The 14,461-nt window shown below is 64.0% G+C and carries 11 protein-coding genes; 6 read left to right on the forward strand and 5 right to left on the reverse strand.

Annotated elements, in window-relative coordinates; all coding sequences use genetic code 11:
* Positions 1 to 91 precede the first annotated feature (91 nt).
* The 5 genes from NKJ91_RS07955 to NKJ91_RS07975 are packed head-to-tail and all read left to right on the forward strand — an operon-like array spanning position 92 to position 5,355.
* Positions 92 to 1,735 (forward strand): ABC transporter substrate-binding protein, encoded by a 1,644-nt coding sequence (locus tag NKJ91_RS07955; RefSeq protein WP_352455095.1) that lies wholly within the window; start codon positions 92 to 94, stop codon positions 1,733 to 1,735.
* Positions 1,736 to 1,766: 31 nt separating this feature from the next.
* Complete coding sequence (locus tag NKJ91_RS07960; protein ID WP_023676874.1) at positions 1,767 to 2,834, forward strand: ABC transporter permease; 1,068 nt, start codon at positions 1,767 to 1,769, stop codon at positions 2,832 to 2,834.
* Positions 2,835 to 2,847: 13 nt separating this feature from the next.
* A complete protein-coding gene (gene nikC, locus NKJ91_RS07965) occupies positions 2,848 to 3,768 on the forward strand; it encodes a nickel transporter permease (protein ID WP_352455096.1) in 921 nt (306 codons plus the stop codon).
* A gap of 10 nt (positions 3,769 to 3,778) precedes the next feature.
* Positions 3,779 to 4,612 (forward strand): ABC transporter ATP-binding protein, encoded by an 834-nt coding sequence (locus tag NKJ91_RS07970; RefSeq protein WP_352455097.1) that lies wholly within the window; start codon positions 3,779 to 3,781, stop codon positions 4,610 to 4,612.
* Entirely contained in the window at positions 4,609 to 5,355 is a 747-nt protein-coding gene (locus tag NKJ91_RS07975) for an ABC transporter ATP-binding protein (RefSeq protein WP_352455098.1), read from the forward strand. Before NKJ91_RS07970 ends, NKJ91_RS07975 begins: the two co-directional genes overlap by 4 nt.
* 82 nt (positions 5,356 to 5,437) lie before the next feature.
* Here NKJ91_RS07975 and NKJ91_RS07980 read toward each other — a convergent pair whose 3' ends face one another.
* The 3 genes from NKJ91_RS07980 to NKJ91_RS07990 are packed head-to-tail and all read right to left on the reverse strand — an operon-like array spanning position 5,438 to position 10,661.
* Positions 5,438 to 8,533, reverse strand: a complete 3,096-nt coding sequence (locus tag NKJ91_RS07980; protein ID WP_352455099.1) for an efflux RND transporter permease subunit — start codon at positions 8,531 to 8,533, stop codon at positions 5,438 to 5,440.
* A complete protein-coding gene (locus NKJ91_RS07985; protein ID WP_352455100.1) occupies positions 8,530 to 9,618 on the reverse strand; it encodes an efflux RND transporter periplasmic adaptor subunit in 1,089 nt (362 codons plus the stop codon). The genes NKJ91_RS07980 and NKJ91_RS07985 overlap by 4 nt, the downstream gene beginning before the upstream one ends.
* Complete coding sequence (locus NKJ91_RS07990) at positions 9,615 to 10,661, reverse strand: efflux RND transporter periplasmic adaptor subunit (RefSeq protein WP_352455101.1); 1,047 nt, start codon at positions 10,659 to 10,661, stop codon at positions 9,615 to 9,617. The genes NKJ91_RS07985 and NKJ91_RS07990 overlap by 4 nt, the downstream gene beginning before the upstream one ends.
* Positions 10,662 to 11,004: 343 nt before the next feature.
* Here NKJ91_RS07990 and NKJ91_RS07995 point away from each other — a divergent pair, with 343 nt between their 5' ends.
* Positions 11,005 to 12,282, forward strand: a complete 1,278-nt coding sequence (locus NKJ91_RS07995; protein ID WP_352455102.1) for a 4-aminobutyrate--2-oxoglutarate transaminase — start codon at positions 11,005 to 11,007, stop codon at positions 12,280 to 12,282.
* 63 nt (positions 12,283 to 12,345) lie between these two features.
* On the opposite strand, the gene NKJ91_RS08000 is transcribed toward NKJ91_RS07995, so the two are convergent.
* Complete coding sequence (locus NKJ91_RS08000; protein ID WP_352455103.1) at positions 12,346 to 12,948, reverse strand: sulfotransferase family protein; 603 nt, start codon at positions 12,946 to 12,948, stop codon at positions 12,346 to 12,348.
* A 117-nt stretch (positions 12,949 to 13,065) separates the two neighbouring features.
* The gene (locus NKJ91_RS08005; RefSeq protein ID WP_352455104.1) at positions 13,066 to 14,319 is read right to left on the reverse strand and encodes an NAD(P)/FAD-dependent oxidoreductase; all 1,254 of its coding nucleotides are present in this window, start codon (positions 14,317 to 14,319) and stop codon (positions 13,066 to 13,068) included.
* Positions 14,320 to 14,461 lie beyond the last annotated feature (142 nt).

The raw sequence follows: 14,461 nt of genomic DNA on the forward strand, positions 1-14,461 counted from the left end.
ACAACGGTCCGGGGATCACCGTTCGACGCGGCAAGAAATGCCACAACCCTGAGCCGGGAACTCAGGTCAACAAAAACAGGGAACAGTTAAAATGATGATGGAAAAGTTTGCTCTACGCTCCCGCTTCTTGCTCGCGGGCGCGGCCATGTCCGCGCTGCTTCTGGCCGGTGCGCCTGCCTTCGCGGTCACGCCCGCCGACACGCTGGTCGAGGGTTTCGCCATCGACGACATCATCACCATGGATCCGGGCGAAGCATTCGAATTGTCGACCGCAGAGGTCACCGGCAACACCTATGATCTTCTGGTACGCCTCGACCTCAGCGACACATCCAAGGTCAAGGGCGATCTCGCCGAAAGCTGGAGCGTCTCCGACGACGGCCTGACCTACACATTCAAGCTCAAGCCCGGCCTCAAATTCGCCTCCGGCAATCCGATCACGGCGGCCGACGTCGCCTATTCGTTCGAGCGCGCCATCAAGCTCGACAAGAGCCCGGCCTTTATTATCGGCCAGTTCGGTATCGATGGCGGCAACGTCACCGAGAAGGCCAAGGCCGTTGATGACACGACGTTCCAGTTCACCGTCGACAAGGCCTATGCGCCGAGCTTCGTCTTGAACTGCCTTTCGGCGACCGTCGCTTCGGTCGTCGACGCCAAGCTGGTCAAGGAGCATGTCGCTGCGGTCACGCCGAGCGCCGACTACAAATGGGACAATGATTTCGGCAACGCCTGGCTGAAGACCGGCTATGCCGGCTCCGGTGCCTTCAAAATGCGCGAATGGCGGGCCAACGAGGCCGTCGTGCTGGAGCGCAACGACAATTACTACGGCGAAAAAGCCAAGCTTGCCCGCGTCATCTATCGCAATATGAAGGAAAGCTCGGGCCAGCGCCTGGCGCTGGAAGCCGGCGACATCGACGTCGCCCGCAATCTTGAGCCGAACGACCTTGATGCCATTGCCAAGAATGCCGACCTCACCACCACCAGCGCGCCGAAGGGCACGGTCTATTACATCAGCCTCAACCAGAAGAACCCGAACCTCGCCAAGCCCGAGGTTCGCCAGGCGTTCAAATATCTCGTCGACTACGACGCCCTGAGTTCGACCATCCTCAAGGGCATCGGCGAGATCCACCAGACCTTCCTGCCCAAGGGCGTGCTCGGCGAACTGGACGAGAACCCGTTCAAGTTCGACGTCGCCAAGGCCAAGGAACTGCTCGCCAAGGCCGGCCTCGCCGACGGCTTCAGCGTCACCATGGACGTGCGTACCGGGCAGCCGACGACGGGCATGGCGGAATCGATCCAGCAGACGCTGGGACAGGCCGGCATCAAGCTGGAGATCATCCCCGGCGACGGCAAGCAGACGCTGACCAAATACCGCGCCCGCAACCACGACATCTATATCGGCCAGTGGGGCCAGGATTATTTCGATCCGAACTCCAACGCCCAGACCTTCGCCAGCAACCCCGACAATTCGGATGAAGGCAAGACCAAGACGCTGGCCTGGCGCAACGCCTGGGAGATCCCGGACTTGACCAAGCAGACCGAAGCCGCCCTGCTCGAGAAGGACGCGGCCAAGCGCGCCGCAATGTACCAGGATCTCGAGAAGAAGATCCTCGATACCAGCCCCTTCGTCATCATCCACCAGCAGCTGGAAGTGGCCGGCCTGCGCAAGAACCTCAAGGGTTTTGCGCTCGGCCCGAGCTTCGACACCAACTTCGTCGGCCCCGTCTCGAAAGAGTGATGCCGGGGAGCGACGCCGGCGGACGCGCCGTATGAGTGTGGCTGAAAGCGAGGTGACGGCAGGGCGCGGCGGCGCCCGCGCCGTTGCCGTGGCCTCATCTATCGCCCGGTTCCTGGTCATCGCGATAACGACCTATCTCGGTTTGCTCGCGGTGACCTTCTTCATCGGCCGCGTGATCCCGATCGACCCGGTGTTGGCGGTGCTCGGCGACCGGGCGCCGGCCAACGTCGTCGAACGAACGCGCCGCGAGATGGGCCTCGACCTGCCGCTGGTCGAGCAGTTCTACATCTATGTCAAACATGCCCTGAACGGTGATTTCGGCACCTCGGTGCTGACCACCAATCCGGTGATGACCGATATCCGCCGCGCCTTTCCGGCGACGCTCGAACTGGCGACGTTGGGAACATTGATCGGTTCGGTGATCGGCGTGCCGCTTGGCGTGCTGGCCGCCGTGCGGCGCGGCAGCGTCATCGACCAGATCGTGCGCATCATCGGCCTTGTCGGCTATTCCGTGCCGATCTTCTGGCTGGGGCTGCTGGCGCTGGTGCTGTTCTACGCCAAGCTGCAATGGGTCGCCTTTCCCGGCCGGCTCGACGTCGTCTACGAATACACCTTCACGCCGATTACCGGCTTTTACCTGCTGGATGCGCTCTGGCAGCGGCAGTGGGACGTATTTGCCGATGCCTTCCGCCACATCATCCTGCCGGCCTCGCTACTCGGCTATTTCTCGCTCGCCTACATCAGCCGCATGACGCGCTCGTTCATGCTAAACGAACTCACCCAGGAATACATCGTCGCAGCGCGCGCCAAGGGCCTGTCGGAAACGCGCATCATTTGGGGTCACGCGCTGCGCAACGCCGCGGTGCCGATGGTCACGGTGATCGCTCTGTCCTATGCCGGGCTGCTCGAAGGCTCGGTGCTGACCGAGACAGTGTTTTCGTGGCCGGGCATCGGCCTCTACATCACCAACTCGCTGCAGAACGCCGACATGAATGCCGTGCTTGGCGGCACGATCATCATCGGCTCGGTCTTCATCGCCATCAATCTATTCTCCGACCTGCTCTACCGGCTGCTCGATCCAAGGACCAAGGCAGGATGAGGACCAAGGCAGGATGAGCACGGAAGCGATTCAAACCCGCCGCGACTGGCTGCTCAGCGAGCGGCCGGCGTCGCGCGTGCAGGCGAGGCTCGGCCGCGCCTATGTGGCGTGGCGGCGCTTTTCCGCCAACCGGCTGGCGTTTGCCGGCCTGCTCATCATCGTCGCCCTACTGGTGGTCGCGGCATTCGCCGATGTGCTGGCGCCCTATTCGCCGACATTCGGCGACCTCAAGGGCTCGCGGCTCCTGGCGCCGAGTGCGGCGCACTGGTTCGGCACCGACGATCTCGGCCGCGATATCTATTCGCGCATCATCTTCGGCTCGCGCTGGACACTCTACGTCGTCGTTCTGGTTGCCATTATCGCCGCGCCCATCGGCTTGCTGGTCGGCACCGTCGCCGGCTATGCCGGCGGCTGGACCGATGCGATCCTGATGCGCATCACCGACATCTTTCTCGCCTTTCCGAAGCTGATCCTGGCGCTGGCCTTTGTCGCGGCGCTCGGCCCCGGCATCGAAAACGCCGTGCTTGCCATCGCCATCACCTCGTGGCCGCCCTATGCCCGCATTGCCCGCGCCGAAACGCTGACGGTGCGCAATTCCGATTATATCAAGGCGGTGCAATTGATGGGCGCCTCGCCGTTTCGCATCGTGCTTCGCCACATCATGCCGCTCTGCATCTCCTCGCTGATCATCAGGGTGACGCTCGACATGGCCGGAATCATCCTGACCGCGGCCGGCCTCGGCTTCCTCGGCCTCGGCGCGCAGCCGCCGCTGCCCGAATGGGGCGCGATGATCGCGTCGGGCCGCCGCTTCGTGCTCGACCAGTGGTGGGTGGCGGGTGCTCCGGGCTTTGCCATCCTCATCGTCAGCCTCGGCTTCAACCTGCTCGGCGACGGACTGCGCGACGCGCTCGATCCCCGAAGTGGCGACCAATGAGTGGCGACCAATGAGCACGCTTCTCGAAATCAACGACCTGCGCGTTACCTTTCCGACGCGCACCGGCCTGATCGAGGCGGTGCGCGGCGTCTCCTTCTCGCTCGGCCGCGAGCGGCTCGGCATTGTTGGCGAGAGCGGTTCGGGCAAGTCGCAGACCGGCCGCGCCATCATGGGCGTCACCCCGCCGCAGGCCGAGGTGACCGCGAAGACGCTCGCTTTTGACGGCATCGACCTGCTGGCCGCCTCGCCGCGCGAGCGCCGCGCGCTGCGCGGCAAGCGTATCGCCATGATCCTGCAGGATCCGAAATATTCGCTCGACCCGGTGATGAGCATCGGCCGCCAGATCGTCGAGACGCTGCGCACGCATGAGAAGGTCTCTAAGGCCGAAGCCCGCGACCGCGCGCTGGCCATGCTGGAGGCTGTGCAGATCCGCGATCCGGCCCGTGTCTTCGACCTGCATCCGCACGAGGTTTCCGGCGGCATGGGCCAGCGCGCCATGATCGCCATGATGCTGATCGCCGGGCCGGAAATGATGATCGCCGACGAGCCGACCTCGGCACTCGACGTCACTGTCCAACTCGACGTGCTCGGCATCCTCGACCGGCTGGTCAGCGAGCGCGGCATGGGGCTGATCTTCATCTCGCACGATCTGCGCCTGGTCTCGTCCTTCTGTGATCGTGTCATCGTCATGTATGCCGGCAAGGTGGTCGAACAGCTCAAAGCCTCGGAGCTCGGCCGCGCCCAGCATCCCTATACGCGCGGCCTGCTCAACTGCATGCCCAAGATCGGCGCCGACCGTCACCCGCTGCCGGTGCTCGACCGCAAGCCGGAGTGGGCAGCATGACGGCAGCCCTTTCCGTCGACAGGCTGGAGGTGGTCTTCGACCGCTTCCGCGCGTTGAAAGGCGTCAGCCTCGAGGTCGAATCCGGTGAATCCTTCGGCCTGGTCGGCGAGTCCGGCTCCGGCAAGTCGACGTTACTCAGGGCAATCGCCGGCCTGGCGCCGGCCGCATCAGGCACCATCGCGGTCAACGGCAAAACGCTCGGCGCGCGTCGCGACAAGGCGTTTTACCGCGAGGTGCAGATGGTCTTCCAGGACCCGTACGGTTCGCTGCACCCGCGCCAGACTGTCGACCGCCTGCTGCAGGAGCCGCTCGCCATTCACGGCTTCGCCGACGGCGAAAAGCGCATCCAGCGGGCACTCGACGAGGTCGGCCTCGGCACCGGGTTCCGTTTTCGCTATTCGCATCAATTGTCCGGCGGTCAGCGCCAGCGCGTGGCGATCGCCCGCGCCCTGATTCTGGAACCGTCGATCCTGCTGCTCGACGAGCCGACCTCGGCGCTCGACGCTTCGGTGCAGGCGGAGGTGCTGAACCTGCTGGAAGAGATCAGGCGCCGCCGCAAGCTGACCTTCCTGATGGTCAGCCACGACCTAGCCATCATCACCCACATGTGCGAACGGCTGATGGTGATGCAGAACGGCGAGGCGATGGAGAATCTGACCGCGGACGATCTTGTCGAACGCCGTGTCACCAAGGATTATACGCGCAATTTGCTGAGGGCCAGCGAAGGGTTCGTGAGGACGTAGTTTAACATTCCAGGTCGCGCTCTGTCGCGCCCCCCTCTGTCCGGCAGGACAGAGGGGGGCGCGAAGGAACTCAACTTGCGCCTTAGGCCCCGCTACCCTCCACAATGGCACTGCTATCTCCCGCCTCGCCCTCCGTCTCTTTCGGCTCCTTGATCCGAAACCACGTCACATAGAGCGCTGGCAGGAACAGAAGTGTGATCGCCGTGCCGGCGATGATGCCGCCCATCATGGCATAGGCCATCGGCCCCCAGAACACTTCGCGTGCGATCGGGATCAGCGCTAGGCTCGCGGCCGCCGCCGTCAGCGCGATCGGCCGCATGCGATGCTCGGTCGCCTCGATGACGGCGGCCCAGCGGTCCTTGCCCTCATTCACAAGATCCTCGATCTGGACGATCAGGATGACAGAATTGCGGATCAGGATGCCGATCAGCGCCAGCACGCCGAGGATGGCAACGAAGCCGAGCGGTGCCCCGCTCGGCACCAGCGCGGCCACCACGCCGATCAGGCCGAGCGGCGCCACCGCCACGACCAGGAACAGGCGCTGGAAGCTCTGCAACTGCACCATCAGGATGGTCGCCATGATGAACAGCATCAGCGGCACCACGGCGGCTATCGGCCCCTGGCTGTTGGCGCTTTCCTCGACTGAGCCGGCGGTGGCGATCGAATAGCCCGGTGGCAATTTGGCGATGAAGGCGTCGACCGACGGTTTCACCTCGTTGACCACGGTGGCGGGCAGCACGTCGCCGACCAGCCCGGCCCGCACGGTGATGGTCGGGATGCGGTCGCGGCGCCACACTGTCGGCTGTTCGAGCTCGTAGCGGAAGTTCGCCACAGCGGCCAGCGGGATCGCCTCGCCGGTTCCGGTTGGCAATTGCATGTTCTGCAGTGTGCCGATCGAACCCCGTTCGGCCTCGCGCGAACGGGCCACCACATTGATCAGATAGGTCGCGTCTCGCACCTGGGTGATGGTGGAGCCGCCGACCGTGCTGTTCAGCGCGCTGGCGATGTCCGAAGAAGTGATGCCGAGTTGCCGTGCCTTGTCCTGCAGCACGTCGACCCTCAGCACGCGCTCGGGCTCGTTCCAGTCGAAAGTGGGTGCGGCCAGCTGCGGATTGGCGGAAATGATGCCGGCGAATTCTTGCGCCAGTGTCCGTACCGTCTGGACGTCAGGACCGCCGACGCGGTACTGCACCGGCCGCCCGACCGGCGGCCCGAGTTCGAGCGGCTTGACGAAGGCGTCGGTGCCAACGAACTCGTCGCGCAGCAGCTTTTCGAGCGCCGGCTTGACCCGATTGCGCGCCTCGATGCTCTTGGTGACGATGACGGTCTGGCCGAAATAGGGATTGGCCGGTTGCACGTCATAGGCCAGCACGAAGCGAACCGCGCCCTGGCCGATATAGGAGCTGAAGTGGTCGATATCGGGATTGCCGACCAGCGCCCGCTGTTCGAACCGCTCCATCTGGTCCCGGGTCTCGGCAATTGAGGAGTTCTGCGGCAGATTCCAGTCGACGATCAGTTCGGGACGGTCGGATGGTGGAAAGAACTGCTGCTGGACGAGGCCAAAGCCGCCCAGCGACGCCGCGAACAACAGCACCGTGGCGATGATGGTCAGCCAGTGATGGCGCACCGATCCGACGAGGACGCGCCGGAACAGCGCGGTGAAGCGGCCGGGATTTTCATGGTGCTGTTTCATCGTCGCCGGCAGGATGGTGACGCCGAGCAGCGGCGCAAACAGCACCGCGACGATCCATGACACCAGGAGCGAAACGGCGATGACGACGAACAGCGTGAAAGTGTATTCGCCGGCGGCGCTGTTGTTGAGGCCGATCGGGATGAAGCCCGCGACCGTCACCAGCGTGCCGGTCAGCATCGGAAAGGCGGTCGAGGTGTAGACATAGGTCGCCGCCTTGCGCAGATTGTCACCGACCTCCAGCCGAGCCACCATCATCTCCACCGCGATCATGGCGTCATCGACCAGAAGGCCGAGCGAGATGATCAGCGCGCCGAGCGAAATGCGCTGCAGCGATATGCCGAGATAGGCCATGACCGTGAAGGTGATGGCCAGCACCAGCGGGATCGACAGCGCCACCACGAAGCCGGCGCGCATGCCGAGGCTGATGAAGGACACGGCAAGCACGATGGCGACCGCCTCGAACAGGGCGCGCGTGAAACCGGAAACCGCCTCCTCGACGATGACAGGCTGGTCGGCGACCAGATGCACGCCGACGCCGACCGGCAGGTCGGCCAGCACCTTGTTCATCTCCTCGTGCAGGGCCTCGCCGAACTCCAGCAGATTGGCATTGGGCTTCATGCCGATGGCAAGGCCGATCGCGTCCTGTGCGTTGAAGCGGAACAAGGCCGTCGGCGGGTCGACATAGCCGCGCGAAATCGTCGCCACGTCGCTCAGCCGGAAGAAGCGATCGTTGACGCGCAAATTGATGGCGCGAAGGCTCTCTTCCGAGGTGAACTGGCCGCCGACGCGCACGCTGATGCGCTCCGGCCCGGACTGAATGACGCCGGAAGGCGTGATTGCGTTCTGGGCCTGCAGGCTGGCCACGATCGCTTGCTGGTTGAGGCCTAGTGCCGCGATCTGGCGGGTCGAGAATTCGAGGTAGATCGCTTCGTCCTGGGCACCGACCAGATCGACCTTGCCGGCGTTCGGCACGGTCAGGATCTTTGTCCTGACATCCTCGACATAGTCGCGCAACTGACGCGGGGTCAGCCCGTCGGCGGTGAAGGCATAGATGTTGCCGTAGACGTCGCCGAAGCGGTCGTTGAAGAATGGTCCCTGCACGCCTTGCGGAAACTGCGCCCAGATGTCGTTGACCATGTTGCGCACCTGCAGCCAGGTCGGCACGACGTCGCGCGCCTTGGTCGTCGGCTTCAGGTTGACGAAGATGACGGTCTTGCCGGCAGAGGTGACGGATTTGGTATAGTCGAGACTGTCGAGCTCTTCGAGCTTCTTCTCGATGCGATCGGTCACTTGCCGCACCGTCTCGTTGACCGATGCGCCCGGCCAGTTGGCCTGGATGACCATGGTCTTGATGGTGAAGGCGGGGTCTTCCTCGCGGCCGAGATTGAGATAGGCAAAGACGCCGGCCACGACGAAGACCAGCATGAAATACCACACCAACGAGCGATGGCTCAGCGCCCAGTCGGAGAGGTTGAAGCCTTTCATATGGCCTCTCCCTCAGAGATCTTGACCTTCTGTCCCTCGGTCAGGCTGTGGACGCCGGCGGTGACGACGCGCATGCCTGCATTGAGGCCCTCGGCGACGGTGAAAGTGGCGGCACCCTTGGCGGCAATTTTGATGTCGCGGGCACTCACGCTCGACGTCTGCTGGTCGACGATCCAGACCTTTTCTCTGCCGTTCTTCTCCAGTAGCGCCGACAGCGGCAACTCGATCGTCGGCGTGATCTTGGCAATGCGGGTCGCCGTCACCGTCGAACCAAGCCTGAATGCCGGCGGCGGATCGATGAGCGTCAGCCGGACGCGGCGCGTGCGGGTCGAACCTTCGGCCTGCGGTGCGATCTCGCGCAGCTTGGCGTCTCTGCGTATCGTCTGCAGCGATTGCAGGATGATCTGGAAGGGCGTGCCGAAGGCGAGATCGCCGGTCAACTGGTCGGGAATGTCGACGACTGCTTCGCGCGGATCAGAGCGCGCCACCGTGACGACGGTCTGGCCGGGCGAGACCGTCTGGCCGACCTCGGCGCCGACGGCGGTGACAACGCCATCGAAGTCCGAGAACAACCTGGTATAGCCAAGCTGTTCCTGCGATTTGGCCAGCGCCGCATTGGCCCGCTCGACACCGGCCGCGGCGGCCTGCCTGGCTTGCCGCGCGGCGTCGAAGACGGCCTGCGAGGTGTTAGCGGCGACAAGCAACTGGCGCTGGCGCTCCTCGCTGGCGGCGGCATTGGCAAATTGCGCCTGCGCGTTGGAGAGTTCTGCCTTCGCCGCCTGCACGGCAAGCTCCAGCGCCGTCGGATCGAGCGCCGCGATCGTCGTGCCCCTGGTGACGATATCGCCGACCCTGACATCGCGGACGACGACCCGGCCAAGCAGGCGGAAGGCAAGGTCGGCGCTGAACTGCGGTTCGACAGATCCGGCGAATCCGAAGGTCTCTACGGTGCGGGGCTCGACCACCACCGACAGCACAGGCCGGATGATCTCGAGCGGCTTCTCTTCCGATTGCGAGCAGGCGCCGAGCACGAGCCCAAACAGGGCAGGAACAAGCGGGGCAGGGCTGCGCAGGAGCCGGTTCATTGCTCCGCTCCCGCTATCTCGACGGTCTGGCCGGGGCTGAGCAACTGGCCGCCGGCGGTGACGACGGTTTGGCCTGCCTCGAGCCCCTTGTCGATGATGACCGAGCCGGATCCGAAGGCCAGCACCTCCACCTGTCTCGCTGCCACCGCCTTGGTCGCTTGATCGACGACCCAGACGGCCGGCTTGCCCGCGCTCGAGGTCAATGCCTGCCACGGCACGATGACGGCCTTCGACGGCTGGGCGCTGACCGAGCCGATGATGGCCGCGCCGAGCGGCATGCCCGCGGGCGTGTCGGGAATGGCGACCTTGACCCGGATCGAGCCTGAAGCCGGATCGACCGCCGGCGAGATTTCACGCACCTTGCCCATCGCCTTGATCTGCGGATCCGACAACAGCGTGATTGTCACCGCGGGTGCTGCCGGCGTCTTTGCTACCATCGTTTCCTCTACGTTGAAGACCGCATCGCGGTCGCCATCCTCGGCAAGGGTGAAGACGGTCTGCGCCGCCTGCACCACCTGCCCGGCTTCGACCTGGCGCACTGTGATCACGCCTGCCGCACCCGCCTTGAGTTCGGTGAAGGAAAGGTCCTCTTTAGCATTGGCGAGCGCGCTCTGAGCGGCATCGACGCTGCCTCGCGCCACCTTCGACGCCTGTTCGGCCGCATCATAGTCGCGCCTCGTGGTGTAGCCCTGGGCAAGCAGTGTCTTTTGCCGTTCGAAGGCGGCGGCGGCCTGGGTCAATTGCGCCTGCGCGGCGTCGAGATCAGCCTGCGCCGAGCGCAAGTCGAATTCCTGTTCCTGCGGATCGATGCGGGCGAGCACGGTACCTTGATCGACATGCTGCCCGACGTCGACAAGCCGTTCGGCGACGCGGCCGCCGACCCGGAACGAAAGATTGTTTAGCGTGCGCGCCGCGATCACACCGGTGAGCGAAGTCCTTGGCGCATAGTTGGCGATCGCCACGGTCTCGGTGAGGACCATCACAGGCAGTTTCTTCGCGGCGGCCTCCTGCTTCTGGCAACCGGCCAAAAGCAAAGGCAGCATTGCCATTGCGCAGGCTAGAATTGTGGAGGCAGGAAAAGACAAATGGGTTTTGACCGGCGGCGGCGAGACGGACGATGTCGCGTTCCTGCTCATAGCTCCCTCAACCGCGCGGACCGCCCCCTGTAGCAAGACGGCGCGGACAATGGCGAGGATAATTGATCCCCGCAAAAAGGAAACCTCTTCTCGTACGCGTATAGGCGGTTGGGTAAGCTAGCCAGTTAACGCATCGGCGACAGGCCCAATCACCCGCCGCCAGTGCCAACTTGAGGAAAACCTGAAATAAGCCCAGAAGAGTCTCAACAGCCATCAAACGAGAGCGGGCGCCGGCCCGGTGAGGGATACGATGACAAATTCAGCCATTTCCGAACGCAAGAGCCAGTCGATTTCGCGCGGCGTCGGCATGACCACTCAGATCTATGCCGATCGCGCCGAAAACTCGGAGATCTGGGATGTGGAAGGCCGCCGCTACATCGATTTCTCGTCCGGCATCGCCGTCGTCAACACCGGCCACCGTCACCCCAGGGTGATCGAAGCGGTCAAGGCGCAGCTCGACCGCTTCACCCACACCTGCTATCAGGTCGTGCCCTATGAGAGCTATATCAGGCTGGCCGAACGGCTGAATGGCATGCTGCCCGGCAAGTTCGACAAGAAGACGATTTTTGTCACCACCGGCGCCGAGGCGGTCGAGAACGCGATCAAGATTGCGCGCAACGCCACCGGCCGGCCGGCGGTCATCGCTTTTTCCGGCGGCTTTCACGGCCGCACCTTCATGGGCATGGCACTGACCGGCAAGGTCGTGCCCTACAAGGTCGGCTTCGGCGCCATGCCAGCGGATGTCTTCCATGCGCCGTTCCCGGTTGCGCTGCACGGCGTGTCGGTCGCCGATTCGCTGGCTGCGCTCGACCGGCTGTTCAAGGCCGATGTCGATCCGGCCCGCGTCGCCGCGATCATCGTCGAGCCGGTGCAGGGCGAGGGCGGCTTCTACGAGGCGCCGCGCGATTTCATGACCGCATTGCGCAAGATCTGCGATCAGCACGGCATGCTGCTGATCGCCGACGAGGTGCAGACCGGCTTTGCCCGCACCGGCAAGATGTTTGCCATGGACCACCACGAGGTGGCGGCCGACATCACCACCATGGCCAAGAGCCTGGCCGGCGGCTTCCCGTTGGCGGCGGTCACCGGGCGTGCCGAGGTCATGGATGCGCCGAACCCCGGCGGACTCGGCGGCACCTATGGCGGCAGCCCGATCGGCGTCGCCGCGGCGCATGCCGTGCTCGACGTCATCGACGAGGAGAAGCTCTGCGACCGGGCCAACACGCTGGGCAACCGTCTGAAGCAGCGCCTGCAAGCGATCCGCGACGAAGCCCCGGAAATCGTCGATATCAGAGGCCCCGGCTTCATGAACGCGGTCGAGTTCAACGATGTGACGAAGGGGCTGCCGTCGCCGGAACTCGCCAATGCGGTCCGGCTGAAGGCGCTCGACAAGGGCCTGATCCTGCTCACCTGCGGCGTCTACGGCAACGTCATCCGCTTCCTCGCGCCGATCACCATCCAGGACGGAGTCATGAACGAGGCGCTCGACATCCTGGAAAGTTCGATCCGCGAGGCCCGCGCCGCCTGAGCGGCGAGGATATCGCCTAGGATTCAACTGCGGCGAAGGCCGAGATAGGTGGCAAGCCGCCGTTCAACGCCCTATGCGAGCACGAAATTCGGCAGTCGAATTGGTGCGTGGAAACGGTTCGGAAGGCAACTGTACACCGAGAAAGGCACAAAGCGGCTCCCACCCTTCGGAGGCCTGATAAGTAAGAAGGCGTTCAGGTGGCAGCGTTGATTTCACGGAAGCGTTATGTGCTTCATAGACAGCGATTGCGTGATCACGGTTATCAAATCGACCGCCAAAGACAGTGTTTCCAACCACCGCCACACCAAAGGACTGTGGATCATTGGTAGCAGCATCCATCGTGAGCCCTATTGTTTGCGCCATGCTGTCATACCAGGCTTCCGGGTCACGAACTGTCAGGATAACCTTTGCATGAGGGTAGTGGTCACTCACTTCGCGCCAAAAATGCGCCGTTGGCCAATCGACCGCGGAAAGATAGCCGGCATATGCCGCATCCCAGGTCGGGAGTTGTCCCTGTCCGGCGGCGCGCCACAGCGCCTTCTGCTCGGGATTGGCGCGGACATCTGCCATGTGATGACACGGCCCGAACCCAAGATGCTCCAACGCGAGCTTCAGCGAATATGTTCCAGTGCGACCCATGCCTGCGCCAATGACATATAGAGCCATGAGCACCCCCCGACGAATTTCAATTGGTCAAAATACCGCTGTTTCCTTTACTTCGCTATATGTTTTGCAGGTCAGCTCCCGGTCGAACTCGGTCATTCAGGGTGATTGGGTTTGATCTTATCCCGCAGCGCGGACAGGCTCTCCTTCCTGGAAGGCGGCGAGCGCCGCCTTCAGTCCATCCGGCCCGGTCGCGACAATCTGCGGCGACGGCGAAAAGCCGGCGCCGAGCATCTTGCGGCCAAGCATGTGGTCGCCGGGCCGGTTGACCGATTCGATGCCGAGCAGCCGGCTTCCGGCATAGTGGTAGATGGAGAATTTGTTCTCGGCCACGTCGCCCAGCACGACATGGCCGTCGCCACCCGCAATCAGGCCGACCATCTGCAGCTTCATGTCGCCGATATCGGACCAGAACCACGGCACCGCCGAGTAATTGTCGGTGTGGCCGACGACGGTGCGCGCGGCGAGCCGCGCCTGGTCAGTGGCGTTCTGTACCGATTCCAGCCGCACATCGCCGCCGGTGAACCAGTGCCGGTAAGACGCCGCGTCGCCGATGGCGAGGATTTCCGGCACCGACGTGCGCATCTGCTGGTCGACGCGGATGCCGTTGGCGATGGCAATGCCGGCGGCTTCGGCCAATTCGACATTCGGCACGACGCCGATACCGATGACGACCATCTGCGCCGGCAATCTTTGGCCGGATGAGGTGATTGCAGCCGAAACACGGCCGTTCTCGTCCTCCAGCCGTTCGATGGTGGTGCCGGTAAGGATGCGCACACCGGTGGCCTCCAGCCGCTGCCGCACATGGCCGGCGATGGCCGGTGCCACGGCGCGGCCGAGCAGCCGGTCGACCGCCTCGACCACCGTAACCTTGCGGCCTGCCGCGGTGAGCGTCGCGGCAATCTCCAGGCCGATGAAGCCGCCGCCGAGGATGACGACCTCCTCGCTTTGCGCGCTCAATTCGCGGATCAGGCGGGCATCGCCGAGCGAGCGCAGCGACACAACGCCGGAAAGCTCCGAACCCGGCAGCGGCAGCAGGCGCGGCCGCGCGCCGGTGGCGAGGATCAGCCGGTCAAACGGCAACACACCGCCGCCCGATATCTCCAGCCTGCGGCCGCCTATGTCGATCCGCTCGACCCGGATGCCTGGCCGGAAGTCGATGGCGCTGCCGGTATAAAAAGCCTCGCCGCGCAACGGCTGCGGCTTTGCTTGCTGATCCTTGATGAAGGTCTTCGACAGCGGCGGCTTGTGGTAGGGCAATTCGTTTTCGTCGCCGACCAGGATCACCGGGCCGTCATAGCCTTCTTCGCGCAGGCTGGCGGCCGCTTGCACGCCCGCATGACCCCCACCGACAATGACGACCCCGTTCTTCATAACAGCCCGATTCCTCATCCAAATCTAGGACGTCTCGCCAGGTGGCGATTGTCCGGCGCCGCCGCAAGAGCGCCGATCCGGGTCGCACCCGGAACGGCCGCCTGTCAACTGCGTCATGCGCCGGCATTCCTCATACGTCGGT

Source organism: Mesorhizobium sp. M0040, assembly GCF_040323505.1.
GTDB lineage: Bacteria > Pseudomonadota > Alphaproteobacteria > Rhizobiales > Rhizobiaceae > Mesorhizobium.